24 protein-coding genes are annotated in these 26,937 nt (G+C 36.2%); 12 read left to right on the forward strand and 12 right to left on the reverse strand.

Annotated elements, in window-relative coordinates; translation table 11 throughout:
- Positions 1–88: 88 nt before the first annotated feature.
- Positions 89–1,576, reverse strand: a complete 1,488-nt coding sequence (locus tag QNJ50_RS05700; protein WP_300633071.1) for a DUF697 domain-containing protein — start codon at positions 1,574–1,576, stop codon at positions 89–91.
- 241 nt (positions 1,577–1,817) lie between these two features.
- Between QNJ50_RS05700 and tpiA the strand changes: the two genes are divergently transcribed.
- Positions 1,818–2,543 (forward strand): triose-phosphate isomerase, encoded by a 726-nt coding sequence (gene tpiA / locus QNJ50_RS05705; RefSeq protein WP_300633213.1) that lies wholly within the window; start codon positions 1,818–1,820, stop codon positions 2,541–2,543.
- 205 nt (positions 2,544–2,748) lie between these two features.
- Here tpiA and QNJ50_RS05710 read toward each other — a convergent pair whose 3' ends face one another.
- Entirely contained in the window at positions 2,749–2,907 is a 159-nt protein-coding gene (locus QNJ50_RS05710; protein ID WP_300633072.1) for a hypothetical protein, read from the reverse strand.
- Here QNJ50_RS05710 and folP point away from each other — a divergent pair.
- Complete coding sequence (gene folP, locus QNJ50_RS05715) at positions 2,901–3,767, forward strand: dihydropteroate synthase (RefSeq protein WP_300633073.1); 867 nt, start codon at positions 2,901–2,903, stop codon at positions 3,765–3,767. The two genes, QNJ50_RS05710 and folP, sit on opposite strands and share 7 nt — an antisense overlap.
- Before the next feature lie 23 nt (positions 3,768–3,790).
- Here the strand turns inward: folP and QNJ50_RS05720 are convergent, their stop codons facing one another.
- Entirely contained in the window at positions 3,791–4,639 is an 849-nt protein-coding gene (locus QNJ50_RS05720; protein WP_300633075.1) for an SPFH domain-containing protein, read from the reverse strand.
- Positions 4,640–5,433: 794 nt separating this feature from the next.
- Positions 5,434–5,739: a 30S ribosomal protein PSRP-3 gene (locus QNJ50_RS05725; RefSeq protein WP_268768240.1), complete on the reverse strand. Its 306-nt coding sequence runs from the start codon at positions 5,737–5,739 to the stop codon at positions 5,434–5,436.
- Between the two features lie 203 nt (positions 5,740–5,942).
- Between QNJ50_RS05725 and QNJ50_RS05730 the strand changes: the two genes are divergently transcribed.
- From QNJ50_RS05730 to QNJ50_RS05745, 4 genes are all read left to right on the forward strand, one after another.
- Positions 5,943–6,749 carry a TIGR01548 family HAD-type hydrolase gene (locus QNJ50_RS05730; protein ID WP_300633079.1) on the forward strand — a complete coding sequence of 269 codons (807 nt, stop codon included), beginning with the start codon at positions 5,943–5,945 and terminating at the stop codon, positions 6,747–6,749.
- Positions 6,750–7,062: 313 nt separating this feature from the next.
- Positions 7,063–8,088 (forward strand): multicopper oxidase domain-containing protein, encoded by a 1,026-nt coding sequence (locus QNJ50_RS05735; RefSeq protein WP_300633081.1) that lies wholly within the window; start codon positions 7,063–7,065, stop codon positions 8,086–8,088.
- Between the two features lie 199 nt (positions 8,089–8,287).
- The gene (locus tag QNJ50_RS05740) at positions 8,288–9,085 is read left to right on the forward strand and encodes a hypothetical protein (protein ID WP_300633083.1); all 798 of its coding nucleotides are present in this window, start codon (positions 8,288–8,290) and stop codon (positions 9,083–9,085) included.
- A gap of 202 nt (positions 9,086–9,287) precedes the next feature.
- Positions 9,288–9,722, forward strand: coding sequence for a ferritin-like domain-containing protein (locus QNJ50_RS05745; protein ID WP_027840296.1), 435 nt, complete (start codon positions 9,288–9,290; stop codon positions 9,720–9,722).
- Between the two features lie 161 nt (positions 9,723–9,883).
- Here the strand turns inward: QNJ50_RS05745 and QNJ50_RS05750 are convergent, their stop codons facing one another.
- Positions 9,884–10,744, reverse strand: a complete 861-nt coding sequence (locus tag QNJ50_RS05750) for a DUF2268 domain-containing putative Zn-dependent protease (protein ID WP_300633086.1) — start codon at positions 10,742–10,744, stop codon at positions 9,884–9,886.
- 259 nt (positions 10,745–11,003) lie between these two features.
- On the opposite strand from QNJ50_RS05750, the gene QNJ50_RS05755 reads away from it, so the two are divergent.
- Both QNJ50_RS05755 and QNJ50_RS05760 read left to right on the forward strand, forming a co-directional pair.
- A complete protein-coding gene (locus QNJ50_RS05755; protein ID WP_300633088.1) occupies positions 11,004–11,951 on the forward strand; it encodes an FTR1 family protein in 948 nt (315 codons plus the stop codon).
- Positions 11,952–12,675: 724 nt separating this feature from the next.
- A complete protein-coding gene (locus QNJ50_RS05760; protein WP_300633090.1) occupies positions 12,676–13,107 on the forward strand; it encodes a ferritin-like domain-containing protein in 432 nt (143 codons plus the stop codon).
- Positions 13,108–13,146: 39 nt separating this feature from the next.
- Here QNJ50_RS05760 and QNJ50_RS05765 read toward each other — a convergent pair whose 3' ends face one another.
- The 3 genes from QNJ50_RS05765 to QNJ50_RS05775 form a co-directional block, all read right to left on the reverse strand.
- A complete protein-coding gene (locus QNJ50_RS05765) occupies positions 13,147–13,851 on the reverse strand; it encodes a DUF2834 domain-containing protein (protein ID WP_300633091.1) in 705 nt (234 codons plus the stop codon).
- Between the two features lie 187 nt (positions 13,852–14,038).
- A complete protein-coding gene (hrcA, locus tag QNJ50_RS05770) occupies positions 14,039–15,148 on the reverse strand; it encodes a heat-inducible transcriptional repressor HrcA (protein ID WP_300633093.1) in 1,110 nt (369 codons plus the stop codon).
- A 477-nt stretch (positions 15,149–15,625) separates the two neighbouring features.
- Entirely contained in the window at positions 15,626–15,985 is a 360-nt protein-coding gene (locus QNJ50_RS05775; RefSeq protein ID WP_300633095.1) for a rhodanese-like domain-containing protein, read from the reverse strand.
- A gap of 670 nt (positions 15,986–16,655) precedes the next feature.
- Between QNJ50_RS05775 and QNJ50_RS05780 the strand changes: the two genes are divergently transcribed.
- The 4 genes from QNJ50_RS05780 to cysE all read left to right on the forward strand — a co-directional run bounded on the left by QNJ50_RS05780 (position 16,656) and on the right by cysE (position 21,821).
- Positions 16,656–18,335 carry a DUF3352 domain-containing protein gene (locus QNJ50_RS05780; RefSeq protein WP_300633097.1) on the forward strand — a complete coding sequence of 560 codons (1,680 nt, stop codon included), beginning with the start codon at positions 16,656–16,658 and terminating at the stop codon, positions 18,333–18,335.
- Positions 18,336–18,506: 171 nt separating this feature from the next.
- The gene (locus QNJ50_RS05785; RefSeq protein WP_300633099.1) at positions 18,507–19,034 is read left to right on the forward strand and encodes a hypothetical protein; all 528 of its coding nucleotides are present in this window, start codon (positions 18,507–18,509) and stop codon (positions 19,032–19,034) included.
- Positions 19,035–19,745: 711 nt separating this feature from the next.
- Positions 19,746–20,786 carry a hypothetical protein gene (locus QNJ50_RS05790; RefSeq protein WP_300633101.1) on the forward strand — a complete coding sequence of 347 codons (1,041 nt, stop codon included), beginning with the start codon at positions 19,746–19,748 and terminating at the stop codon, positions 20,784–20,786.
- Between the two features lie 231 nt (positions 20,787–21,017).
- Positions 21,018–21,821 carry a serine O-acetyltransferase gene (gene cysE / locus QNJ50_RS05795; protein WP_300633102.1) on the forward strand — a complete coding sequence of 268 codons (804 nt, stop codon included), beginning with the start codon at positions 21,018–21,020 and terminating at the stop codon, positions 21,819–21,821.
- 212 nt (positions 21,822–22,033) lie between these two features.
- Here the strand turns inward: cysE and QNJ50_RS05800 are convergent, their stop codons facing one another.
- The 4 genes from QNJ50_RS05800 to QNJ50_RS05815 form a co-directional block, all read right to left on the reverse strand.
- Positions 22,034–23,524: an O-antigen ligase family protein gene (locus tag QNJ50_RS05800; protein ID WP_300633103.1), complete on the reverse strand. Its 1,491-nt coding sequence runs from the start codon at positions 23,522–23,524 to the stop codon at positions 22,034–22,036.
- Between the two features lie 193 nt (positions 23,525–23,717).
- Positions 23,718–24,647 (reverse strand): glycosyltransferase, encoded by a 930-nt coding sequence (locus tag QNJ50_RS05805; RefSeq protein WP_300633104.1) that lies wholly within the window; start codon positions 24,645–24,647, stop codon positions 23,718–23,720.
- Positions 24,647–25,795, reverse strand: coding sequence for a glycosyltransferase family 4 protein (locus QNJ50_RS05810; protein WP_300633105.1), 1,149 nt, complete (start codon positions 25,793–25,795; stop codon positions 24,647–24,649). Before QNJ50_RS05810 ends, QNJ50_RS05805 begins: the two co-directional genes overlap by 1 nt.
- A gap of 132 nt (positions 25,796–25,927) precedes the next feature.
- Positions 25,928–26,806 carry a glycosyltransferase gene (locus tag QNJ50_RS05815; protein ID WP_300633107.1) on the reverse strand — a complete coding sequence of 293 codons (879 nt, stop codon included), beginning with the start codon at positions 26,804–26,806 and terminating at the stop codon, positions 25,928–25,930.
- Positions 26,807–26,937 lie beyond the last annotated feature (131 nt).

Genomic DNA, 26,937 nt, shown 5'->3' on the forward strand with positions numbered 1-26,937 from the left:
TATTAACTAATTAGTTTGCGACAGTTGCCTATTATTACATAAGCCCCATCACCTATTCGGTGGGGTTGTTCGCTCCCACTTTTTATTTTTAGCTTCTTGCAACAAACTTTAGTTGTAACTCCTCTTTAATCTGGTTGAGAATTGAATGTTCATCTAAGGTTCCTAGGATTTTATTGATTACGGCTTTCGGTCCATCGGGTCCCCAGGTGGCTCCATTTGCTAAGTAGGCTTTGGTCACCTGTCCCAAACCATAGGAAGAAACGCCAGCTACTCCTGCTTGTGTTAACGCTACTGATACATAGGGACCCAAAGAAATACCTCCTGTAGCAGGTGCAGATATACCAAGTAAAGTTTTTAAAGAACTTAATCCTAAATTGGCAAGTAATTCACTAGCACTGATACCACCCATACTGAGGGCGATTTTTTGTAATAATTTAACTGCTCCTGTTTCAGTCATAGGAATGCCATAAAGCTTAGACAACCCAAGAATCATAAAAATATCAATTACAGCACCACTAAGAATATCAATAACTGTCAGAGGATTGAGTGCTATGGCAATAGCCTTAGTCATTGTGGCTTTCCAAATCAGTTCTTCGGCACATTCATCCCTAATGCTTAGTTTACGCTCCAGTAATTGCTCGTTGATGTTATCTGCATAAACCATTGTGTTGAGTGCTACTAGAGCCTTACCTTCACGTTGAAGAATTTCTAATATTTTCAGTTTTAATTCACCGATTTTCGCTTTACCCCGAGCCAATCTTATACCTTTAGTACCATCTGCATTACGAGTGATAGTTTTTACTAGCGGCGATGCAGATGTCATAACGATGTCATCTGGGGATAATAATTCTTTGACCCTTTCATTACGAATTTTCTGGTAAATGGCTAAACGATCAGTTTTGGGATATTGATCTACTTTGTTCAAAACTAACAAAATAGGTTTACCTGCTTCTCTTAGCTGAGCAAGAGCAATGTATTCTAATTTTGTTATGTCACCAGAAACAACAAATAAGATTAGATCGGCTTGTTTAGCTATTTTTTCTGCTAAAGCAGTACGGGTCTCTCCATCAACCTCATCTAATCCTGGAGTGTCAATTAATTCCACCTGCGCTCCAGATTTATCATTTGCAGGAAAAGTCGCTCGCAAAGCCCTTTCATTGCTGCCAATGGTTTCTTCTGTTAACGACCAATTAACTCGTTGTGCAGTCTGAGTAACACCATGCAATGGACCTGTTTCAAATACTTCCTCACCCACCAAAGCATTAAGAAGAGAAGACTTACCCCTTCCAACCATACCAAAAGCCGCAATTTGTACCACCATGCTTTCCAGTTTATCGAGCATGGTTTCTAATTCAGAAATTTCATTTTCTAACCCCTGTTTTTCCTGGGAAGTTAGATCCAGGTTTGTAACTAAACTTTGTAGGGCTTTCTTGGCTTGTTTGTAATTAAGTTCCGATTGAATTTCTTCAAAGTTAAAAATAGCACTTTCTAATTCTTCATCCCAATTTGGCATGTTTTTATTGCCATGGGAAGAATTGCTGTCCTGTGGTTCGGGTGAAGGTAATCTCGAAGTCATACCAATTTTACTTTATATTTTAGATGAATATATTCAGATTTAGATTTTAGATTGGCTCCTCTTTCCATCGTAGTGATTTTTGTCATTTCCCATTGCTGTTTTCCGTATCTGTGTAAATTCATTACTGACTATCAATTAGCAACTAACAGTTACTAATTACTCGTAATCAATGACTAATGGCTCAAAAAAGTCATAAACTAAAAATGCATTGTGTAGCTAATGAGTCTTGACTAAATCACCTGTGCGAAAAATTGTTATTGCTGGCAACTGGAAAATGTTCAAAACCCAGGTAGAGTCCAAGGAATTTTTACAAGGATTTCTGCCCTGCTTGGAGGAAACCCCCCAAGATAGAGAAGTAGTACTATGTGTACCTTTTACTGATTTAAGTGTCTTATCAAAGAATTTACATGGCTCTCGCGTCAATTTGGGGGCACAAAACATCCATTGGGAAGAAGAGGGTGCATATACGGGTGAAATTTCCGGACCAATGCTAAAAGAAACTGGAGTGCGCTACGTTATTGTTGGTCATAGCGAGCGACGACAACATTTCGGAGAAACTGACGCCACCGTTAACCTACGCCTCAAAGCTGCCCAAAAATATGGCTTAACTCCAATTCTATGCGTTGGTGAAACTAAACAACAACGAGATGTGGGAGAAACAGAGGCACTAATTGCTTCCCAATTAGAAAAAGACTTAGTAGGTATTGACCAAGAAAATTTAGTGATCGCTTATGAGCCCATTTGGGCTATCGGTACTGGCGATACTTGTGAAGCAACTGAAGCTAACCGAGTTATTGGTTTAATTCGCAGTCAACTAAATAACCCTAAGACACCAATTCAGTACGGTGGTTCTGTTAAGCCGGGCAATGTTGATGATATCATGGCCCAACCAGAAATTGATGGGGCTTTGGTTGGTGGTGCTTCTCTGGAAGCAAAAAGCTTTGCTCGAATTGTGAATTATGAATAACTGATGAGTAAAATCTAAACTCCCAAGCAACACAAAAAACTATAAGCTTTGGATGTTAATCTCCTTTTGAGGTGAAGAAATTATAGAAGGAAGCAAGAAGATAGAGAAGATGGAGAAACTCTTAGTTTCTTCCTTGTCTTCTTTTTCGTTTCGTTAATTAATCCCTCAACGATCTCGATTTTTGTGAAGTATATTTTCGTGTTAATTAATTGCTGTAGTAACGCTCTGCAGATTTGCGAACAGAACTCAATCCTAACTCCTGACTCCTGCTGTGCTTACGCCCCGCTAGACCGCGCCTGCGGCGAACGCTAACGCTCGTTAGAGCGTGTTCTGTCCTGACTCCTGATTCCTGAATAAATGCCATACCAAAAGCAAAATCTAAAAAAACTAGTCGTTCGTGATCGCTGCTTTGTCTGGGGTAAGCAAACTTATATAATGGGCGTACTAAATGTCACGCCCGATAGTTTTAGTGACGGAGGTGAATTCAATCAACCGATTGCAGCTCTAGCCCAAGCCCATCACCTAGTTGCAGAAGGAGCTGACATCATCGATATTGGGGGTCAATCAACTAGACCTGGAGCAGAACAAATTTCCCTTTCTGAGGAACTTGATCGGGTACTAAGTACCCTAGAAGCTGTACGTCAAGAAGTAAATTTACCAATTTCAGTTGATACCACCAGAGCCGCAGTCGCTAAAGCAGCAATTGAAGCTGGAGCGGATATAATCAACGATATTTCTGGTGGTACCTTCGATCCAGAAATGTTACCTTTAGTTGCTCAAGCCCAAGTACCGATCATATTAATGCATATTCGTGGTAATCCTACCACAATGCAAAAGCTGACAAATTACCAGAATTTACTGCAAGAAGTCTATAATTTTTTAGAGAAACAAGTTACATTCGCGATTAAAATTGGTATTGAGCCATCAAAAATTATCATCGATCCCGGAATTGGCTTTGCTAAAAATTACGAGCAAAATATAGAAATTTTCCATAAACTGCCTTTATTTGAAAAACTTAACTGTCCGATTTTAATTGGAGCATCTCGTAAAAGCTTCATTGGGAAAATTTTAAATCAACCAGACCCGAAGGCACGAGTCTGGGGAACAGCTGCGGCATGTTGTGCGGCAATTTTTCAAGGTGCCGATATTTTACGAGTTCATGATGTTCAACAGATGCGTGAGGTATCCTTGGTCGCCGACGCACTGATGAGAACGCGAACATAGATTGAGGTTATTTTTTCGCTTAATTAAGCAGCACCATTACCATTTTCAGATTCTCCATGGAGACTTTCTTCTACTACTTCTTCAGTAATAATTTGATTGTAGACCTCACCTGATTTTATGGGATCCATAAACACAATCTTGGCATTTTTACTCTCACTGAGTTTTTGACTTGCATCTACGTAATCTTGAGCTACAAGGTAACGAAGAATGTCTTTGGTGTCTGGATTGCTACGTAAAGCTTCAGCAATAATTTGCATAGAGGTTCTAGTAGCTTCTGCTTTTTTAATAGCCGCTTGACGCTCCCCTTCAGCTTCAGCAATCACAGCCCGTTTTTTCATCTCAGCTGCGTTTTGCTCTGCCATTGATTCTTGTACGCTCTGTGGAGGTTTAATATCCTGAATATCTACCCTGATAATCTCTACCCCCCAGTCCCTAGATGTACCATTAAGTATTTCTAATAGGGCTTGGTTCATCTCATTACGGGAAGCAATTGTTTCTTCCAAAGTACGTTCAGCAATGCTCGCCCGGAATTCCACTGTTACTAAGTTTGTCAGAGCTGTTTGAATATCATCGATTTTGTAGAAACTTTTTTCCATATCTATGATCTTCCAAAAAACAACTCCATCTACTTCTAAATAGACGTTGTCTCTGGTAATCACATTTTGGGGTTTAATGTCTAAAACCTGCTCTCTGACAGTGTCCTCCATGACAATTTGATCGAGTAGAGGAAAAATGAAGTTTATTCCCGGCTTTAGTTTTCGACGATATTTTCCAAAGCGTTCTACCAAAGCCTCATTCCCTTCATTAATCATTTTGGTTGAACTCAAGGCATAACCCATGAGAATTAAGACCATTACAATGATTTGATTCATCTGTTCTCCTATGAAGTTTTGAGGGGATTTTCTTTCGGGACAAGGTTATTATTGCCCCAATTTAAGTCTAAATGTTTTAATGCTGTATCGTGTATTGTTATTATCACACGGTAGACAGAGCAGGCAAGGAATTATTAGTCAATCTAAAAATTGATTACAATGGGATACTGGAAAATATGATTCTGGAAATATTGATTCTGGAAATATATTTATAAAAAGGAATTAAGAAAGAGAAAACAAGAATTAATTCTAAACTCCATTACTACATCAGCACGTTGTTTATAAGTACCCTGAGATTTTCAATGCGGACTTATAAATTAATGTTGATAAAAAAATACAACACTTTTAGAAAAAAAACACTAATGGGTCTTAACTAGATATGATTTTTAGCCCTACTTATGGATTGTTTAGTGTTGCCCGTAGTTGCCAAATAAAACTAAAAGTACATGTAATTATAAAATCAATGAATAAAATTAATTATTGGTTACAGGTATTAATTTTCGTTGTTGGAGATTAATAAAGGTAATGTGAAACCAAAAAAGTTTTAAGTTAGGACAGTTTTAAGTTAGGACAGTTTTAAGTTAGGACAGTTTCAAGTTCAGACGGTTTCAAGTTCAGATAATTTTAAACTCAGACAATTTCAAGTTCAAATAATTTTAAGTTCAAACAATTTAAAACCGTCTGTAGCATAACATTTAAAGTTATACACAGACGGTTGAAAAATAAAAAATGTCTTAAAAAACAGAACTAAGCTCTGGAAAAGAAAAAGAGCAAAAGGATTTAATAGGACAAATTTAGTTACTACCAGTAAAGGCGACTTCCGGAAATTTAGCCTGTGCTTCATTCATTGGACGTCTTCTACCTTCTTCTTGCCAGTAATTAATTACTGCTGTTGCTTGGTTGAGTAACTCGACGCGATCAAGTTCAGTAATCCAGTGTTTTGACTCTAACTCTTGTTTTAACTCTTCCCAAGCATCGCTTCTGGGCCAAAAATAGTATTTGGTCAAAGGACTAGTACCTTTACCAACAACTTGATCTACCGCCAAAGCGACATTTTCATCTAACCAAAGTATTTTCAAAATAAACTTGGACAAGCACACCTCCGGGGAGTATCCGGGTTACATTAACAGCGATTGACTATTTTAACGTGACAAACACTATGTTGCACAAAAATTATTGCACAAAAATAACTTACCGTAGATATAGAATTAAAATTTGCTGAATAAAAACGTCGATAATTGCAAATTGTATTAGATAAATTGCACAATTATTTTTATTCATTGCTTTCAGATTATTATCGGATATGACAAACGAAAATTCACCTCTTGCGGTCGCAGTGTTTGATATTGACGGCGTGATTCGCGATGTGGGGGGCTCCTATAGGCGTGCACTGGCTGATACGGTAGAGCATTTTACTGATGGAAGTTATCGTCCAACACCACACGATATTGATCGATTAAAGTCTGAAGGTCTGTGGAATAATGACTGGGAAGCATCCCAAGAATTGATTTATCGTTTCTTTGAATCTGAAGGTAATTCAAGAAATGAATTAAAACTTAATTACGATAATATTGTTGAGTTTTTTCAGTCACGCTACCGAGGAGAAGATCCCGATAACTGGAGTGGTTATATTTGCCATGAGCCTTTGCTGGTGGAGCTTAAGTATTGGGACAATTTGACAGATGCTGGGATCTCATGGGGATTTTTTAGTGGTGCGACACGGGCTTCTGCTAGTTATGTATTAGAACAACGTCTAGGTTTGCGATCGCCAACATTAGTTGCAATGGAGGATGCACCTGGGAAACCAGATCCCACTGGACTTTTTAAGACGATAGAATCCTTAGGGTTGAAAGCGAATGAGCTTGCAAGCCCAATATTTTATGTAGGGGATACGGTCGCTGATATGCATACTGTAAACAAAGCAAAATCTTTATTTCCCCAACAGACTTGGATTGCTGTTGGCATTCTTCCACCTCATACTCAAGAAACTGCAGCTACAAGGGAAGCTTACATTCAAACATTGATTGATGCGGGAGCGTCAACAGTTTTAAGTAACATCCAAGAATTATCACCAGAAAAAATTCAATACCTACTTGAAAGTAAAGCCTAAAAATAAAACTTGAAAAACATCTGAATTTTTACAAGCTCATAATTTTTATAGTCGTAAATTTTGTAGTCAAAGATTTACCTTAATCGGCATATTTAGTGTGCCCATTTTTATTTTTTATTTGAAGACGAACATGAATGATATTGGCAAACGCTTAATTTATGTGTTTTGTTTGCTTGTTAAAATTTTATCTCAACAACAATTGACAAGTATTATCAAATACAATAATAATATTCCTTATGGTTTACATTTGTTAGAAAAATTTATTAATAAAAACAACTAATAAAATAAGCTAATAAGAGATTATGCCAATGCCATGTCCAAAAATTTTGTCCTGGGTCAAGAGAAACTCTGGACGCGTCGTAAGCTTTTAAAGATGGGACTTGTGGGTTCTGCCGTAACGATGAGTGCGGGATTATGGAAATTTGTAAATGATCGTGCTTCCTTACCAGTAAGAGTACCGCCAATTGACGCAAGTGTAGCTAACAATCTGTTTGAACCCATGCATTTACTGCGGGATTTTGATTATGGAACTCTCAAACAAGAAAATGGTCGAACAGTTCGAGAATTTAAAGTTACTGCAACAAATTCTCTAATTGAACTCAATAACGTTGTTAGTTTTAATGCATGGACTTTCAATAATCGCATACCAGGTCCGACCCTGAGAGCTAAACAAGGCGATCACATCCGAATTATTTTTGAAAATAAAGGCGGACATTCCCATTCAATGCATTTTCATGGTACTCATCCGGCAACTGCGGATGGCGTTCGTCCAGTAACTAATGGGAAAAGTACAATTTATGAATTTGATGCCGAACCTTATGGTGTTCAACTTTATCACTGTCATATCGAACCAGTAACTCGCCATATTAGTAAGGGTTTGTATGGAATGTTTATCATCGACCCTCCCCAACCGAGACCTCCAGCCGATGAGATGGTATTGGTTATGGGTGGCTATGACATCAATGATGACGATCGCAACGAACTATATGCTTTCAATGGTTATCCAGAATATTACTCAAGGTATCCAATTCGGATTTATCAGAATCAGTTGGTGCGGTTATATGTTTTGAATATGATTGAATTTGATGTTGCAGCAACCTTTCACCTCCATGCTAATTTTTTTCAGGTTTACCCCACAGGAATGACTTTGAAACCTACCCATGAAACTGATGTTATTACTATGGGAACTGCACAGAGACATATCTTGGAATTTAGCTATGAATACACCGGCAAATATATGTTCCACCCCCATCAAGATTTGATTGCTGAACATGGTTGCATGGGTGAATTTGAAGTTTTACCTCAAAATCAATCCAATCTAAGTTCGAAAACAATTTAGCTATTATTTGCTACTAATTACTAATAAATTCTACTTTTTATAAATAAAATTATTAAATACAGAATTTATCATATTTGATAATAAATCTCATGAGATTAATAATATGCGTCTTTAAAATACGACAGTTTGTCAAACCAGGGCTAGCGCTAATTTTTACTACTTCGAAGTATGACCATCAAAAATAGTATTTGAAGGAAAAATGATTAAAATCCGTTATGTTTTTTTGGCTATTGTGGCTTTTGCTGTTGTTGGTTTGAGTTCTTGTAACTTTGGTAATCAAGCAGCTAATAATTCACCGACACCGAATATTAATTCTGAAACTCCAGTTTTGGAAACAGCAAAAAATGAGGAAGCACGAGATATTGACTATATGACCAAATTGGGTCTGATGAAAGGTCATATGATAGTTGGGAAAGAATTGCTGGATCTCAATAAACCCAAACAAGCCGAGCCTCATATCGGACATCCTGTTGAAGAAATATATGCCGATATAGAAGAGGATTTAGAAAAACGCCAAGTAAAAGAATTTAAGACGGGGCTTGATGATTTACACAATTTAGTCAAATTAAAACCTAGCGACCCTGAAATTGCGACTAATTTTGCTTCTTCTATGAAAGCAATAGACGATGCGATCGCGGTATTACCAGAAGACAAACGCAAAAATCCAGCATTTATTTTACAGACAATAAATGGTTTGCTAGATACAGCAAATTCCGAATATGGAGCAGCGATCGCCAAGGACAAAATCGTTGAAGATATTGAGTATCAAGATTCTCGAGGTTTTGTTCTCTATGCCCAGGAATTGTACGATGGTATCGCCGAACAAATGACTAAAAATAATCCCCAAGCGAATAAAGAAATTAAAACAGCAATGACAGATCTTATTAAAGCTTGGCCTACTGCTATTGCTCCAGAGAAGCCAGTTAAATCACCTGATGAAGTTAACAAACTGGTTAAAAACATCGAACAAAATGTTCAAAGTATAATCAGTAGTTAAAAATAATACTTAGCATCGACAATAAAAATTATTTTAGTTACTCTTGAAAGCGAATAGTTTAAGAAGGGTTTAAAATTAGCAAAATAAACGTTGAATAAGCTTGGAGTTAAGGTGTCAAGATACTGTGTGGTTTATAGCCGCCAAAGTCTGGTTTCCGAGATCAAACTCTTCAGTTTTCACTTCAAAGGGTAATTAAAAGCTGATGCGAGAATTAGACCAAAAACAAACTATTGAACTACTAAATGCCATTATGGAATTTGAATTGGCGGGAGTAGTTCGTTATACTCATTATTCCTTAATGGTAACCGGTCCCAATCGAATTCCTATCGTAGATTTTTTTAAAGCCCAGGCAAATGAATCTTTGCTTCATGCACAACAGGTAGGAGAGTTAATTACAGGCTTAGAAGGTCATCCCAGCCTCAAAATTGCCTCAATGGAAGAAACTTCTAAGCATTCAGTCAAAGATATTCTTTCAGAAAGTTTGGCCCATGAAAAGAATGCTTTGACAATGTACAAAAAGTTATTAGATACAGTTGAAGATGCAAGCATATATTTAGAAGAATTTGCTCGAACTATGATTGGGCAAGAAGAATTACACAATCTCGAACTTAAGAAAATGCTACGTGATTTTGGTTGATAAAGTCTATTCCAAGTCATTTTGAGACTGTAATCAGAGCAAATTCTTGGAAAATATTTTGTTTTAAGCGTAATCATGTGAGACATAGCAAGCAATAGATAATTCTGATGCTAAGCTATCTCATTTGACATATTTTGAGTTAAATCCCGTATTTTTTATTTCTAAAATACGGGCATTTTTATATCCAAATTTAAGCCAAACATAGACTTCTCAATAATTTCCCCCATACTTTTATCCATGACTTGTTCCCAAGTTATATGAGGATTTAATTCTAAGTATTGTTTAACTAACCAGTAACCTATAACGTAACCTCCCCAGTGAGGATATTCACTTTCAGAGTTGGTGAATATATCTCTGTATCGCTGTCGATTTTGCTCTTTCAGATATGGTTCTATTTTTTTGAACCAGTACCTAGATTCATTTTTATTTAAACTTTTAATCCAGGGAGTATCATCTCCCCCTATTACATCTTCTCTGAAGTTTTCAGCTAAACCTTCAGCTACAATTCCTTCGCCGAGAGTTAACCACCTTATCTTGTTTAAAATGATAGCGTGATTGTACTCGTGGGCAATTGTTGCTTCCAGCAATGATAAATCTGACTGAGGATGGACAAAAATCAGAAAGGTATTTTTGAAACTCGCAAAACCAGATATACCTTTCATATAATCCAGTGTGAAATTTGAGGAGGTGGGAAAGAAAAAGATTTGGAAAGTATCCTGAAAATCTAGGGTTTGAGTACATGTGCTGATAACTTTTTCTGCCCTTTCCAATATTTCTTGCTCCTTCTTAGCAGAAATTGCAAGGGTATCTAAATCTGCTTTTCCTGCATAGCGAGAAAGTAAATACATTAGCTTCTCTTTACTCTCATATCCAGCAAATCTATTCCAAAATTGAGGAATACTCTGAACAATTCCCTCTAAACCGATTTGTTTATTATCTTTAATTAAAGACAGACAAGAATAAAAATAACAATTGAGTTGAAAGTGCCTTGTTTGCTTCATCATAACTTTTATTTTTGCCATAAAAGAAATTTGAGTAAATTATTATTTGCATTTGGCTTAATTTATATTGATTTTTCAATACCTCCCAATTATCTCCAACGGCACTAATTCGACTTTTTGCATAACCTCCGCTGCTGATATAGGGCTACGCACAAATCAGTACAGACAATGTAATGAGGCGTAAGTACAGCAAAACAAACTCTAATAATGGTAATCCTGTTTGAGGACAAAATATTTTTTAAAATAAACTTGAAGAGTATTAATAATTATTAAAATTGCCATGGATTTTAGTGCTGCCTTACCTACCTTTGTAATTACCCTCAGGGAAGGCGTCGAAGCCGCTCTGGTTGTGGGAATTGTGCTGGCTTTACTCAACAAAGCCAAAAAATCGGATCTTAATACTTGGGTATACTCCGGTGTGGGCTTTGGAATTATCGTTAGCGTTCTAATTGGTTTCCTATTTGCTGGAATCATTCAAGCTGCAGAACAAATAAATCCCCAATATGCATCAGTTGTCAAACCATTAATGGAAGGAGTATTTTGCCTATTGGCAATTATTATGCTCAGCTGGATGCTTATTTGGATGAGTCAGCAAGCGAAAAAAATGAAAGCTCAAGTAGAAGGAGCTGTTAATAGTGCCCTCGAGCACAATGCTTATGCTGGCTGGGGAATTTTCAGTTTAATTGCGATCGCAGTCATTCGCGAAGGTGTTGAAACGGTACTATTTATTGCTGCTAATTTCCAACAAGGAGTAGTTGCAACTATTGGCGCACTCGCAGGTCTTGTAGGTGCTGTAATTGTCGGAGCACTTTTATTTAAATGGGGTATCAAGATAAATATTCGACAGTTTTTCCAATTTATGGGGGTTTTCTTAGTATTAATTGTTGCTGGCTTAGTTATTTCAGCCCTAAGAAAATTTGATGCTGCGATCGCTACTATTGCATTGGCTAATAATGCATCCCAGAGTCTTTGTTTTTACTACCAAGAATCCGCCCCAATTCATTCTTGTATTTTAGGTCCTATGGTATGGAACACTAGTGATATCTTGCCCGATAATCAATTTCCTGGCGTGATTCTCAAAGCTTTGTTTGGTTATAGACAAAATCTCTATGTTGTTCAAGCTGTGGGATACTTAACATTCTTATTAACTGTTGGTAGTTTATATTTTCGTAGCATTACTACGACAGTGAGTATTAATTCTCAAAAACAAGCCAGCGTTCAAAAATAAATCGATTCTTATCTTAAGTATAAGCTGGAGTAAAAATAATTTTTTATTGAAAAATTATTTTTTTATTGACTGTTAGTAATTTATATGTTCATATTATTACTATCACTGTTAATATTAATTCTCAAAAACAACCCAGCTTTTAAAATAAACTCATTGCACGAATAAATAAACAAATAATTTTCAATACCTAATATTAAATTACATAGAAAAATATAGTATCAGCTACATACTTGAAAACACTTCTTAAGAACACGTAAGTTCATAGAAAATATTAGGCTTGTCTTAAATACTAAAAATAAAATTATTAACTATGTTGTGAATCGCAGTGATATCACAGCATATGATGTTGTCTAAACGACAAAAAAATACAATTTAAACTATTCTTAATCCATTCTTAAACACAAGAATAAATGTAATATTAAACATTACTTTACCTTCGGATAATTTTAATAAAATTATCTAGGAAAAACGTCACTCTAAAAATTGACTTTGCGAACTATAATCATAAAGAATGTCCAAAAGGAGATACCAAAAGTTAAAACAGTTTGTTATTCTGTGAAAGATAAACAACGAATTCTGTGTGATTAGCTTGTCAAAGATAATGCTTGTAGTACTTTCATAGTTTATTGCAGATAGTTTGAATCTGGCTTTTACATAAGTAAGGAAGCCAAATTTATTGTGTGTGAAAATGGATGTTCTATTAAAAATTAGGGAATCACCAAAAATGAAAGAATTCGAATCAAATAATGCAATTAATCTCTTACAAACTATCTTCGAATTTGAGTTATCAGGAGCAATTAGATACACGAATTTTGCTGCACTTGTAGATAATGAGAAGTCAGATATCGTAGATTTTCTCAAGGAGCAAGCAAAAGAGTCGTTAGAGCATTCCCAGAAAGTAGGAGATGTTTTAGTGAAAATCAATGGTTATAATCAACCACAAATCTCACCTGTCACTCAAGCAGAAAGCATGAACATAAAAGATATTTTGCAAGCAAGTCACGAGTTTGAGCGACAAGCGATATCTTTGTATCAAAATTTGCTTGATGCTGTTAAGGACTCCAATATTTACCTCGAAGAGTTTGCTCGTAATATGGTTACAGAAGAAGCAGAGCATAGTGAAGAACTCGAACAAATGCTCCGCGAATATTCTTGATATTGAGTATTAAGATTTTGGGTTTTTGGTTTTGGGTTATTAGTTTGTTTTTCCTTGCAAGGTAATTTCTACTACTTTTGTATGATTTGTTCGCAGTGATGGACGCCAGCAAAGATAAATTAGGGGACCAAATAATGGTACTAATGTTGTCAGCCAAAATATCCAGGATTTTTTAATTCCTCTACATGCCATATCATCTCCTAAGAGTGCACCAACTGATAAGGACAGCACACAAAAATCTAAGCTCATCACATGGATAAAGCGGCTACTTTTCCATTGTTGGAAAAAGTCACTCCATTCCCCTGTGCTAAAACCGTAAGTCATCAAACTTACTACGGCAAGAGTTAAAACAACACCAGTAATGTGAGAATCACAAATTTTAACCAAAGCATTGTTTTGGTAGGAAATTTTTTGATTTGGGGCTTGAGAAATACCACTAATTGGCGAACGCAAAGCTAAATAAGGTAACAAAGCAAAAGCACCCACTGCAAATGAAGCACTTACGAATAGCCAAGCCGGTATTTTCTGGTTAATACCATCGATGAACATAAAACAACCGTATATCATGGGTAAAATGCCCATAACATTGAATAAAGTAACAATTAAAGGATTAATTCCTTGCCAATGTCCGGTTGAGAGATTCTCGATTAATTTGAATGTATTAGGGCTGTCCGGAGGGGCGAGAAAAAAAGCATAAACAATCAATCCAATCCAAACCAACCAAAATGCAACTTTTCTGGGCATATAATCAGCAGAGAAATTTGTAGTATTGTTCTCAGTCTACTAACCTTTTGACACTCTCCTGACTCTTTAAACTGCGAGTAAAACGCTTGGTTTATCCAATAATTCACGGGAGTGTCAAGCAGAGAAAACTGTAAAAATTTAGAGACGTAGAAATCTACGTCTCTAAACATATTTTTGGGATAAATTATTAATTTTTTATTTTTTTGAAATAATTAATGTAGCTCAAAGCTTCGGAAAGGTAATCAGCAGCAGCAGTAACAACTGCGATAGCACCTTCATAATCCATGCGTGTGGGACCTAAAATTCCTACACTACCAAGTGGTATTGAACCGTGACGATAATTTGAAGAAATCAAAGTACAGGTACGAATAGGTTCAAGAGGATTTTCTGAACCAATACGAACTGTAACCCTTGGTTTATTCTCTATTTCCTCTACATCTGGTTCGTCAAATATTAAACGTGAAAGTTGGTCTTGTTCTTCTTCTAATAATTGAACAATGGTTTGTACTTGGTTAATTTCAGCAAACTCTGGTTGGCGTAAAACAGAAGCCATTCCCTTTATCATTATTTGAGTTGCAGCAGACTGAGAAGTATGACGTTCCAACTGCATTAGTGATTTTTTCAAAGATTCACCATAAAGCTGGAATTCTCGGTCTAATTCACTCCATTCAAGATTAGCAATTTCTGATAAACTTTTTCCCCGCAGATGAGCATTCAAAAAGTTAGAAACTATCTGTAACTCACGATCTGTTGCTTCTACATCTGCTTGGTTTCCTTCTTTTGAAGCCGGTAAGTCCATCAATTTAGAATGGGTTTCCAAACTATTAGTAACCACAATCAAAAGTACTTGTCCTGCTTCCATTTGTACCAGTTGCAAATGTCGCAACATTGCGGTATTATTTTTCGGCATGGTAATTAAACTTATGCATCCACTCAGAGTAGCTAAAATCTGAGCCGCACCATCAAGTAATATTTCTAAATTCCTATCTTCACATTTCAAACCTCTTTGTAAAGCTAACTCCATTTGTTTTGCAGAGCTTTCAGAAGGAGTCATCAATTGGTCGACATAAATGCGATAGCCAGAGTCTGAAGGTATACGTCCGGCAGATGTATGCGGTTGATACAGCAAGCCAGATTTTTCCAGCACCACCATCACATTACGAATAGTGGCTGAACTTACACCTAAGTCAAACTCTTCAACTAATGTCTTGGAGCCTACAGGTTCTGCCGTGGCAATATAGTGACGGATGGTTGCCCAAAGTATATGTTGTTGTCTATCGTTGAGCCGGACTTCCATAGGGTGTATTTTACCAAAAGCAAATTTTTATTTGGATATCTTAAAAAAATGACAAGATGAGAATTAAGAAATAATTTTTGAAAATTGAAAAAGTCTTGGTTGATAAATATTTAATTAAATACGTAAGACCGCGAACATTTAGTGCTTAGAGAACTCCAACCAAAAATCTTGCTTTTTCATGCTAATGCGCCAAAAATGACACATTGTTATTTACGCCAAAATTCTAGTTTGATTAGCCTCATTAACGATTTACCTACGTATTTTTCCATGTTTTTTGCTTTGTGGTTGTATGTTTAGTAACTGAAAAGTAACTTGTAAATACATTCTATTCTCAAGAGTAGCAAAAATTGCAGTTATTACTCTAGAGTTATTCAGTATTGATTCAAAAATAGCAAATAATGCTCGCTGCTGGGATTTTTAAAGTCGATAGCAGGCAGTTAATCGTCAAAAACAAGATTAATAGAAATTATTATTACTTCAATATTGTGGTATTGAACGATCTATATTTTGAGAATATGCATCGATCCCGCCAACGATATTTTTTACCTCTGTAAATCCTTGAGATATTAACCATTGACACATATGAGCAGAACGGATTCCATGATGACACAGAACCAGTGTTTCCACGTGGGGATCCAAATTTTCGTGGATTTGTTGTGCCCACTTATCGTGTTTGCTTAACGGGAGGTTAACAAAGCCCTCTATGCTAGCAATTTCGACTTCTTGAGGCTCGCGGACGTCTAAGAGTTGGAGGTGAGGAGTATCTGTCTTAAGACGTTGTGCCAGTTCTTCTACACTAATTTGACCAATAGGTTGAACAAAATAATTCCCAGACATGAGGTTTTGTAAACAATCTTAGTAATTATCATATTGACAGAAAAACTTCGCTTTAGCATGGGTAGACGCATGAATAAGTTAACTAAAATTGAACAAATCTTTAATTTTAAATACGTATATTTGACTATACCATCTGAAGATAAAGTTAATTTGGTATGTAGTTTTTGATAAAATTTCCTTGAAGTAGGACAGCAAAAGTAAACAAATACTAATTTTTGCCCATTAAATTATTAGTCTACTTATATACTTAAAGTATTATGGTGTAAATTAATTTTTATAAATTATACCTAAGAATTTTAATTTAACCTGGAAGCCGCTTTTCTTTGATTGGGAAGCGGTTTTGTGTTGACCGATTTTTTCGTATTTCTTGAATTGGTACTCGGAAATGTTAATTTATCCACGGGTAAATATTTGTATTTTTTTGAGATATTTGAATTTAGATATTTGAATGTCTTATTTTGTAAGCTATCAGAGTACACCGAAATTGAAATTACTGTTTATTTCATCATTATTTAGTCGTTATTGTTTATCCTAAAGCCATCGTCATCAATTCCTATTTATTTAGTATTATCGCCAGAACAGAATTATTGAATTCCTATACAAATAATTATGAGTCGCAATTATGATTAAATGCCCGTTATTTAAGTTTATTGCAACCAGCATTATGATAATGCTATTGATTTTTAGTGGTGGTTGCAATTACCTGGGGAGTGCAAATCCTTCCAGTCCAAAGATAGAAAAAAATAATCCAGAACAACCAATATCAGCAGTTTTTGTCTCAAAACAAGCTCCAGTTATGTTGTCAATATTACTAAATAAGGAGCGTTTACAATCAGTAAAGCGTAATCGAGAATTCTCAATCATCGAAGAAAATTTATTTACTAATACTGATATAAGTTTCAAAAAGGATGTTGAACCTTGGTTAGGGGATGAAATTACCCTTGCTGTGATGACTGCGGATCTGGATCGCGAGGTCGAAAATGGTAAACAACCGGGTTATCTAATGGTTTTAAGCACTAAAGAGCCGGAAAAAAGTCGTGAATTTGTAGAAATATTATTTTCTAAACGGGTTTTAGCAGGTACAACCTTGAAGGTAAAGCGATATCAAGGTGTAAAGCTAATTTATGATGAATTGCAGACAGATTCATTTTATCCTACCGGAGATCCAAATCAATCCAAACAAACAAACTCTCAATCTGAAATAAAAAGTAATTTGGCTACAGCACTAGTTGGCGATCGCTTTGTATTATTTTCCAATACACCAAAAATTTTGCGTCAAGCAATTAATAATGTTCAGGCTCCTAATGTTAATCTAGTGAGTTCTAAAAAATATCATCAAGCTTTAAATAAATTATCTGATGAAAAAGCAGCTATGGCTTTTTTGAATCTTTCTCAAATTGCAAATTGGCAGGATTTAGAGCTAAAAAATTTTGTCTATGATAGTCAAATTATTTCTTTAAATTTTAATTCTCAACAATTAATAGCAGAGACTAGTTTGCTTGCAAATAAAGAGACTTCGGCAACTTTACCCCAATTATCTCAACCTGTTGCAGCATTAAAATATATCCCTAAAGCCGCAGGTTTAGCCATTACCGGCACTGATCTAAGTAATTTAAATCACACCAATATTGCTCAATTTTGGCAACAAACACGGCTTGCTTTTTCCCCATCGCCAGAAAATAGAATTTCTAGATTAGTTCAACCCCTGGAAAATCTGAGCAACAATTGGGGATTGAATTTATCGAAGGATATATTTAGTTGGGTAACAGGTGAATTTGCTTATTGTTTGTTACCTTCGGAAGAAAAAATCGAGCCGGACTGGATTTTTGTTGCAGAAAAATCACCATCTACTTCTGAAGGGATTGCTCGTTTGGATGAAATTGCTCGCGCTAATAATTTGAGCATCAATCCCTTTCTTCTCGGAGAACAAAAAATTTATGCTTGGACGCAGCTAACAGCAAATACTGAATTATCCACAGGTGCAAAACCACAAAACTTTGCAATTGAGACAAAAGTTCGTGGAGTGCATACAACGGTAGATAATTATGAAATTTTTGCCTCATCTGTTGAAACTATCGATCAAGCATTAGCAGGGAAGGAAAACTCTCTGATCGATGATAAAAGTTTTAAAGATAGTATTGCCCAAATTCCTGAATCAAACCAAGGTTATCTCTATATTGATTGGAGCAAAAGTCGAGAAATTTTAGAGCATCAGTTACCAATACTACGCTTAGCTGAAATTGTTGGCAAACCATTTTTCCAGAAATTACACTCACTGACTATCAGTAATTACGGTGACAACTCAGACACTCTTCAAAGCAAAGTGATACTCCAAATGGACGCCTCGTAAGCGACACCAACTAAAGCCTCAGCTTAATTGGGGTTTCCAGTTTCTCAGAGCTAAAGCCCAACAAGATGTGCAAAATTTAATGTGACACATCTTGTTAAATTCTTATTACTTTTTTAGCTAAAATACTAGAATATAAAAAACTACATTAATTAATTTATGCAGCGGAGGTTTATGATTAAGAGTTTACGCCTTCGTTTACAGCAATACAAGGCTTTAAATTATTTGTTATTCCTCAGTGTATTTTCTGCAATATGGACTTTTAATCCAGTGTCTGCAGATACTGCTCACTTTGGTAAATTAACTTTATCACCTGACTTCAAGTCCGTTGGAAAAATGAAAGTAACAGGGCACACAGGTGGTTCTTACTCTCTATCAGCTATTAGCAACCGCGATCGCGATAGAAACTTATGCATTGGTTTTGCTGATACAAAGCCAGACCATATTTTAGTTCTAGAAAAAGATTTTTCCCGGTTGTCACTTCAAGTTGATAGTGGCGGTTATGACACCACCTTGTTGCTTCAAGGACCAGGTAATAAAGAAGTTTTTTGTGGTGATGACACTGGGGATAGCAAAGATGCTAGTGTTGAAGTCTCTAACCTCAAATCAGGAGAATACAAGCTTTGGATTGGGACATTTAAGTCCGGGATGCGCCGTGAATACAGCATTTTTATCGAACAAGAATTAGAGACCAAAAAATAAAAAATAAAAACAACTGTAACTACTTATTGAAGCACCGAATTCATGATTGTTTGTGTGCTACCATATTTCATAGTTAATGTAAACAAAATCAAGCAATAAGTAAATGGCATTATTAACTTGCGACTAAAGTAATGTAATTTTTTTGATGAACATCAATTAGGTGCTGTACTACCAGAAGAAAAATAAATATATCTTATATTTTTTCTTTTTTGAGTTCTAAAGATAAGAATTAGCTTGGTATTAGTAAATAAAGTACTTCTGATTTACGGCTAATGTGAATTAAATTCAGCCTTGTAATATCAAGGGTTTCAAGAACCGGCTTAAATCACGTTTGTGATTATTCCTAGGAATTTAGGTTATTTCAGCTTCTAATTCACATAAGACATAAATTTAATTTTTTTGCTTTTTCTACTCTTTTCCTAATTCATCTTGGATGTAAATTAATTAATAATTATAATTATAATTTTTCACGACATCAAAGTCTTAATCTCAACAAGCTAGGTCGTTGTTAAGAAAACTGGTTATTTATTTACTGTATCGATTTGTCAGCATACTAAATAAAAATAATAAATAGAAGAAAGTGAAGTAATAATATTTATGCCTTAAAGTACTGTAGATATTGACTTATATTAATCATTTATTATTTCTTAAATTTTAGGTGGCTGTTCTGGGTAATTATCGTCAAAAGTCAATAATAATTTACTATTAGTTATGACATTCGATTTAAATACCCAACGCAATATAGCGAAAATAAGAACTTGTGAAGTACATTTACCTAACGGTGAAGTTGCTCCTCTCTCAGAGGTTATAGAAGCCTGTCCATACACTTTAGACTTTAATTTATTGTATTTCTACAAAATCATCCAAGACTTTGTGGCTTTAGATATTTCTCATAAAGATTATCATTTCTTACTGACCAGAAGAGTGGACGAGATACCACAATTTTCCTCAGATAAATTGCAAAATCTGATTGTTTTTTTGTTGGGAGATGAATGGTGTAGAACACCAAGTTATGCATCCGATGTACTAGCAGTATTTAAATGTTACGGCTCAACTCCAACCCTTGAGTTTCATCAATCTAATCTTTATCTTAACTCGCTGATTTTATTGCAATATATCAGAGTTGTATTTAAGCGTCTGAAAACATGGAGAGTCAAAAGCAAAAATGTTTTTCCGTTTCCTCTTGGTTATTTTAGACAGTCCGACTTACCAACTGTTCCCATTTTGGAAAGAACTTGTGATGTGTCCTTTATCGGTAGTCTGAAAAATTCGCCTAAACAAGGATTGCTCAAAATGTTTGGGTTCTTTAAAAGTCCGAAAATGGTATCTAGACAATCGATGGTCTCATGCGTTTCAAAATGGCAGGGTGCTGAGCAATATAATGTTGACGTGCGATTGACATCCAGTTTTCCCCATGCGGAAAAAACTTCGGAATTTGGAGATTATTCTGAAAGGTTGATGAATACAAAAATTTGTTTATCCCCTCGGGGAACTTCATTGGAAACCTTTCGTTACTTTGAAGCCCTGCGTTATGGATGTATCTTAATATCTGAGCCTGTGCCTAATTATTGGTTTTATAAAGATTCTCCAGCTATTTATCTGAATGATTGGAACAAACTACCTCAGCTTTTAGAATCGTTACTAGGAGATACACAACGCTTGGAGGAACTGCATCATAAAGCTTTAAATTGGTGGCAAAATCGATGTAGTCCCTCTGCTGTTTCTTCCCAAATGCTTCACAATCTGAAGTAAAAAATCAAGTGAAATATTAGTGGGAGAATTATTTTCTCCCCATAAGCTTTGGGTAAAATTACGCTAATTTTACTTATAACTTTACTGTTAACCGATCTCATTATTGTGAAAATGCTCATTTGTTTGAGTAAAATTAGCCTGAAAAGTCTGATTTTTCGTTTTTCTAAATAAATGACCTCAGAGCGCTAAGATAGTCATAGCTTATTTAGCAAAATTTATCGGTACCGTATTGTGCTATCTACAATGCTTGCAGATTTTCGCATCATTTTTGAACGCGATCCCGCCGCACGGAATTGGCTAGAAATATTATTCTGCTATCCCGGTTTACAAGTTCTGCTATTCCATCGTCTAGCCCATTGGTTATATCATCTTGGCGTACCATTTCTTCCCCGATTCATTTCCCATATTGCTCGTTTACTAACTGGAATTGAAATTCATCCAGGAGCTGTCATTGGGAAAGGCGTGTTTATAGACCACGGAATGGGTGTAGTTATTGGTGAGACTGCGATCGTAGGAGATTACGCACTCATTTATCAAGGTGTAACCCTTGGTGGAACAGGTAAAGAATGTGGTAAACGCCATCCAACCTTAGGCGAATGTGTAGTTGTGGGAGCTGGAGCAAAGGTTCTAGGTAATATTCAAATAGGTAACAATGTGCGAATTGGTGCTGGTTCCGTTGTACTACGCGATGTCCCTTCTGACTGTACAGTTGTTGGGATTCCTGGAAGAATTGTTTATCGTTCTGGAGAGCGTGTAGATCCATTAGAACATGGAAGACTCCCAGACGCAGAAGCACAAGTGATTCGTGCATTAGTTGATAAAATTGAATATCTTGAGGAGCAAGTCCAGTTACTGCAAGAATCACAAACAGTCCCTTCAAAGAATTATTTAGCAACGGCTACAACAACTTTAAATCAATCGCATTTATCTCAAACTCATTTATTTGAAGAAGGTCATCATTTACAACACGATCACACAAGTTGTGATTTGGAAGATAAAGCTATAGAAGAATTTTTAGATGGTTCTGGAATTTAGAGCTATAAACTATTTTAAGTCCCAATAATTTTTTGACTGCACTTGTTTCTCTTTTTTACAACAAGTGTTTTTTATTTGAATATAATCTTCTGAAAAATTATTTTAGTGGATTTAAGAAGTCAGGAGCTATAAGTAGGGTATTTTACCTTGATTTCTAATACTTTAATTTCTAGTGTTTTAGCTGTATCTGGCTTAACTGAAATTCGTTATTTTTATTGTGATTGCTGATGATTATTATACTGGTGGTTGTTGTACTGATGGTGGTTGAATTGAGAATAACGTTGAGCTAAATGATATTTATGCCCAGCTAAAACCATTGCAAAGAAACCCCACATAACCATACCAGGAACTCCTAGCATTCCACTACTACCCAAAAGAGTACAAACCATACCAGTACTAATACCTCTAGCAGCTGCCATGAATGAATCAAAACGTACTTCCGTAAATTGAAATATTTTATAAATTAATAACAAAAGTCCGCCTAGGTAAAAAGTAACTCCAAACCAACCCAGGGTGAAGAATGTATCTAAAAATCCACTATCAACTACTAGCTGTTCTAGTAAACCTTTTTTGTTAATAATATATGTATTGCCAATACCGTTGCCCAATGGATCGGTCAAAGCTTTATTTAAACCTTCTTCATATATTTTTTGCCTAATTTGGGCACTATTATCATTCTCCAAATTACCAAAAGTTTCAAAGCGATCAAAGATTGGTTCAGAAAACTCTTCAACAGTCAGCAGTGGAAGTACGCACAATGCCATGATTAGGAAGGTTATGATTAAGCGTATTTGTAAGTTTGATTTAAGGGAACCAAAGAAAGAAACTACTGCAACAAACCATCCACCCCACAAAGTACGGACAGTGGTCAACAAAAACGCAACATAACCTGCAGCAGTTGCAGGTAAACGGAAGAAGTCCTTATTATCATTGTTGAAAAGTAAAATCAAAGCAGCCATCATTACTGACGCAAAGGGAGCTGGAGATGCCATTGTACTCCACACACGCAGACCTAAAGGTTCTGGACTACCCATCGAATTTAACTTAGTACTTTCAAGCCAAAATACATCCCAATCCGGGGCGACCAAATACTGGTACATACCATAAAGCCCCATGATTAGTGCGCCCCAAAGAAAAGTACGTTGAGTATTCTTCCGATATTCGGGATAACTACGCCAGTTAATAAATAAATAAAAGGCAAAACTAATCGGAGTTAACCAGTCCAAAAGTCCCCTAGTTGCAATCATGACTGAAGGAGCTTTAATTAGTCCGATGAAAAAGCCATAAAATATTGCGATAAAAGCCAATACAAATGGTAAACCACCTTCCCGGAGAGATTTTGGTAGGTATTTCAAAGCAGTATGAAGGGTGATTAAAGTAACTAAAAATTGAGAAACCAGCATAAAGCGACTGGGATCCCAACCAGCCTTTAAATCTATCATACGGGAAACAAAAGGCGTTATAAACCAAAGCCACCAAGTAAAACTGATGTAGAGCATGGGGTATCGTAAATATAACAGAATACCCACAGCAAAAGAAAATAAAACGTACCCCGGACGGAGAATACTTCCAGCACCGGCTAAAGTACATACTGTTGTGAATAAAATAAACGAGAAAATCGCTGCCCAGGCTAAAGGTGGTTCTAAACCGAAGGGGAATTTTTTTTGGGGTTGTGAGTTTCCTGGTGTGTGGCTGTGATTCACTCTACATCTGCTCCACGACGAAATTGTTTAGCAATTAGGCTTTATATGTCACTATCTGGATGTTTTTGCTAGATATTTTTTTGGATGTATTTTTTTAGATTATATTTTTGTTTTGGGATCGTTTATACCCAGGTAGAAGTAATTTTAATAATCAACGTGGTAATTGGAAACAATGCTAGCTAAAAACAACTTATCAAAATTTTGTTGCTTGCCAAGTTTGCCAGCCTTCCCATCTACCCTGTAAAGATGCAAGCAATTTCTGACTCGCAAGTAAACCTTGGGTAGGTAAAAAGCGCAGCCATTGTACAAAACCCATTGAGTCGCGGGTTCCTACAAGTATCGACCATAGTAAAAACACTAGTTTTCGTAGGGGCGACAAATGTTCTAACAAAGCTAATGTTTCATTATGTACAGCATTGGCTAAAGCCCTTCTATTAAAAGAATTACGCTTATCTTCATCAAAACGCTGAGCAGGATAATGATTAACCGCAATATTAGGATCGTAAATTAATTTCCAACCAGCCCTTTTTAGCTTCAGGCAAAACTCAACTTCAAAATGTACTTGCGCGCCACTACCAAGCATTCGCTTGTCAAAACGCCATTCTCCCATGGCTGCGCGGCGAAAACTCATATTTACCCCTTTAAGGATATCAACTTCTCGGGGTTCCCCAACACCAATATGATGATTTCCGACAGTTTTGCCAAACCACAACAAACGACCAACTTTATTAGAAGCACCATCTTCTAGGTCGTTCCCATGGTAAACCCAGTCACGTCCACCAACACCACCAACCTGATCATCCTTTAAGTAGTGAGCTTCTATTTTTGCTAACCATTCACTGTGTGGTTCTGCATCATCGTCTGTAAAAGCAATAATTTCAGATGAAGCATTGTCAATTCCAGCATTCATAGCAGCAACCACCCCAGGTACAGTAACTTTTACAATCTGTAATGGTAAAACATTGGGGTCGAAGTTTTCTAAAAAAGACCAAGTATTAGCATCCGTATCCCGAACTATTACTATAACCTCATCAGCAAGTCGATTTTGCTTTTGCAAGGCTTCCAGACACCGCACCAAATCTTTTGGGCGGCGATAAGTAGGTACAATAACCGCAATACTCATTAATGCTCAATCTCCTCAAATAAATCCACGTAGTTCTGCGCCATCAATTTCCAGCTATGTTTTTCGGCAATTGCTCTGGCTGCTTGTCCCATTTTATTTCTTAGCTCGGGATTACTCGTTAGGATTTGCAATGCTTCTGTCAATGCTTCAACATCTTCGGCATCTGATATTACTATTCCAGCCTCTGGTTTTACCAAGTCTGCAGCTCCTGTTGAACTGGCGGTGATTACTGGTATACCTGTAGCCATTGCTTCTATTATTACTAACCCAAAAGGTTCATAGCGGGAAGGAAATACCAAAAAGTCGGCTGTTTTCATTAATTGGGGAACATCTGGTCGATAACCCAAAAAATGAACTCGCTTACTTAAGTTTAAAGATGCTGCTAAGTCCAAATACGGGCTACCCTCAGTCACTCCAGCTACTGCTAAATGTAATTCAGGGACTTTTACTAAAGCGCGTAGCACTGTATCTAAATTTTTGCGTTTGATTCTGATATCCCCAGCAAATAATGCTAACGGAACTTCTTGGGGTAGATTCCACCTGTGGCGATCGCAATTTCCCGGCGTAAATTCCTGTAGATCCACACCATTAGCTATCACCCTTATTGATTCTTGTGGGACGCCAATTTCTAATAAATCTTCACCAACTTTATTCGAAACTGCTACTACTGTTTGTGCTTCTTGAAAAGCTTTCTTCTCCCAATGAGAATTTAATGCGGTATAAAACCACTGATAAAAATCGTAGAAAATTTTTCGGGGATTAACTAGTTGATTGTTGGATGAATCTTCAGTTTTTTTGGTGGTAAATTTTAACCAAGAACTATGAACGAAATGTACGGCATTAACCTCCCCCTTAGCCCAGGTAATAGCACCATTTGCTTTAACTAAATCTATTTCAGAACGATGTTTTTGAAGCCAGTTACTACTGCGCCAAGCAAACAGGAGGTTACGAAATAATTCCGTAGGTAAGCCTTTAACATAAATTGGAATCCAATTAACTAGATCGTTTTCTTGTAATTCTGGTGCAACTCGGGAGGCGATTAAAGTAACTTGATGCCCGCGCGCGAGTGCTTCTTGAGTAACTTCATAATTTACTCTACCCTGGCCATCACCTTTTACAACACTATGGGTAACAATACACAGCTTCACACTTAATCTATCCTGAATCTTTTATTTACGATTGCAAAAGTACAGACATATAACAACGAAAATATATTTTTAATGCCCAAATATTTGGAATACCCAACTATATTTAATAATCAAATACTTATTGATGCAAAATTAAACAGAAGATGGATTCCATAGTTTACCAATGTCTGCACGACGAATAATTTCTGGCCAAGCTTGAATCGCACCTTTCTTGAACAAGTAACCAGTCATATGTATGAAATAAAATACAACAAAGGCTATTAGTTTAAAAGTATTAGGAAATAAGTTTTTGTATCGCTTAATACCAACATAAAGTCTAGCGGCTTCTATATGTAATTCATAATTACTTACAGCACCAATACCAGGGCTATAAAGAGTACTAGATTCTTCGATAGTGCTGTTCACTATTAATGTAGAGCAAGGTAGTATTTTATAACCACGCTTAATCGCTCGCAAACATAGTTCTGCATCTTCATAGCCAAAATATATGTTTTCATCCCACTGTTCTTCAACAAAGAAATGTCTTGGGAATATTGCTGCATGAATGACAACAGTTTCTGGAATATCACTAGCTTGAAAATATCCTTGAAAACTTAGCTTGGATGGTAAAAGTGCTCCATCAGTATCACCAAACTTACTAATTCCAGAGAGTATAGTAGATTTTCTTTGAGTTTCTGGAAGTTTTTCATACTCCTTAATCGCAGAAGCTATAAAATCAGATTCTACACAAATGTCATCATCAACGAAAGCGACAAAATCAGCTTCAGATTCTCCAACAGCATTCACAGCGTTATTGCGGTTTGCACACACACCACGACGGGGACCAATAATATAGATTGTGCCTGGGTATTTCTCAACTATTTCTTTATTTTGCCTTTGAACTTCAATTGTAGGAGAATCGTCCGAAACAATTACTGATTCGGGCTTAACACTAGAGTCCCACAATGCTTTTAGACAATCATCTAACTTGTGAGTACGATTTCTTGTTGTAATACAGGCTGATATTCGCATTATTTTTACCTCATCAAAATAAATCAATCGCTATATAAATTATTCGTGTCTAAGTCCGGACTTATAAATATTAAGAGTTAACTGATAAATTCAATATATTTGATATTATTCACTCTCCATAATTATTTCAT

Origin of the sequence: Mastigocoleus sp. MO_188.B34 (assembly GCF_030065675.1) — a bacterium.
Taxonomy (GTDB): Bacteria; Cyanobacteriota; Cyanobacteriia; order Cyanobacteriales; family Nostocaceae; genus Mastigocoleus.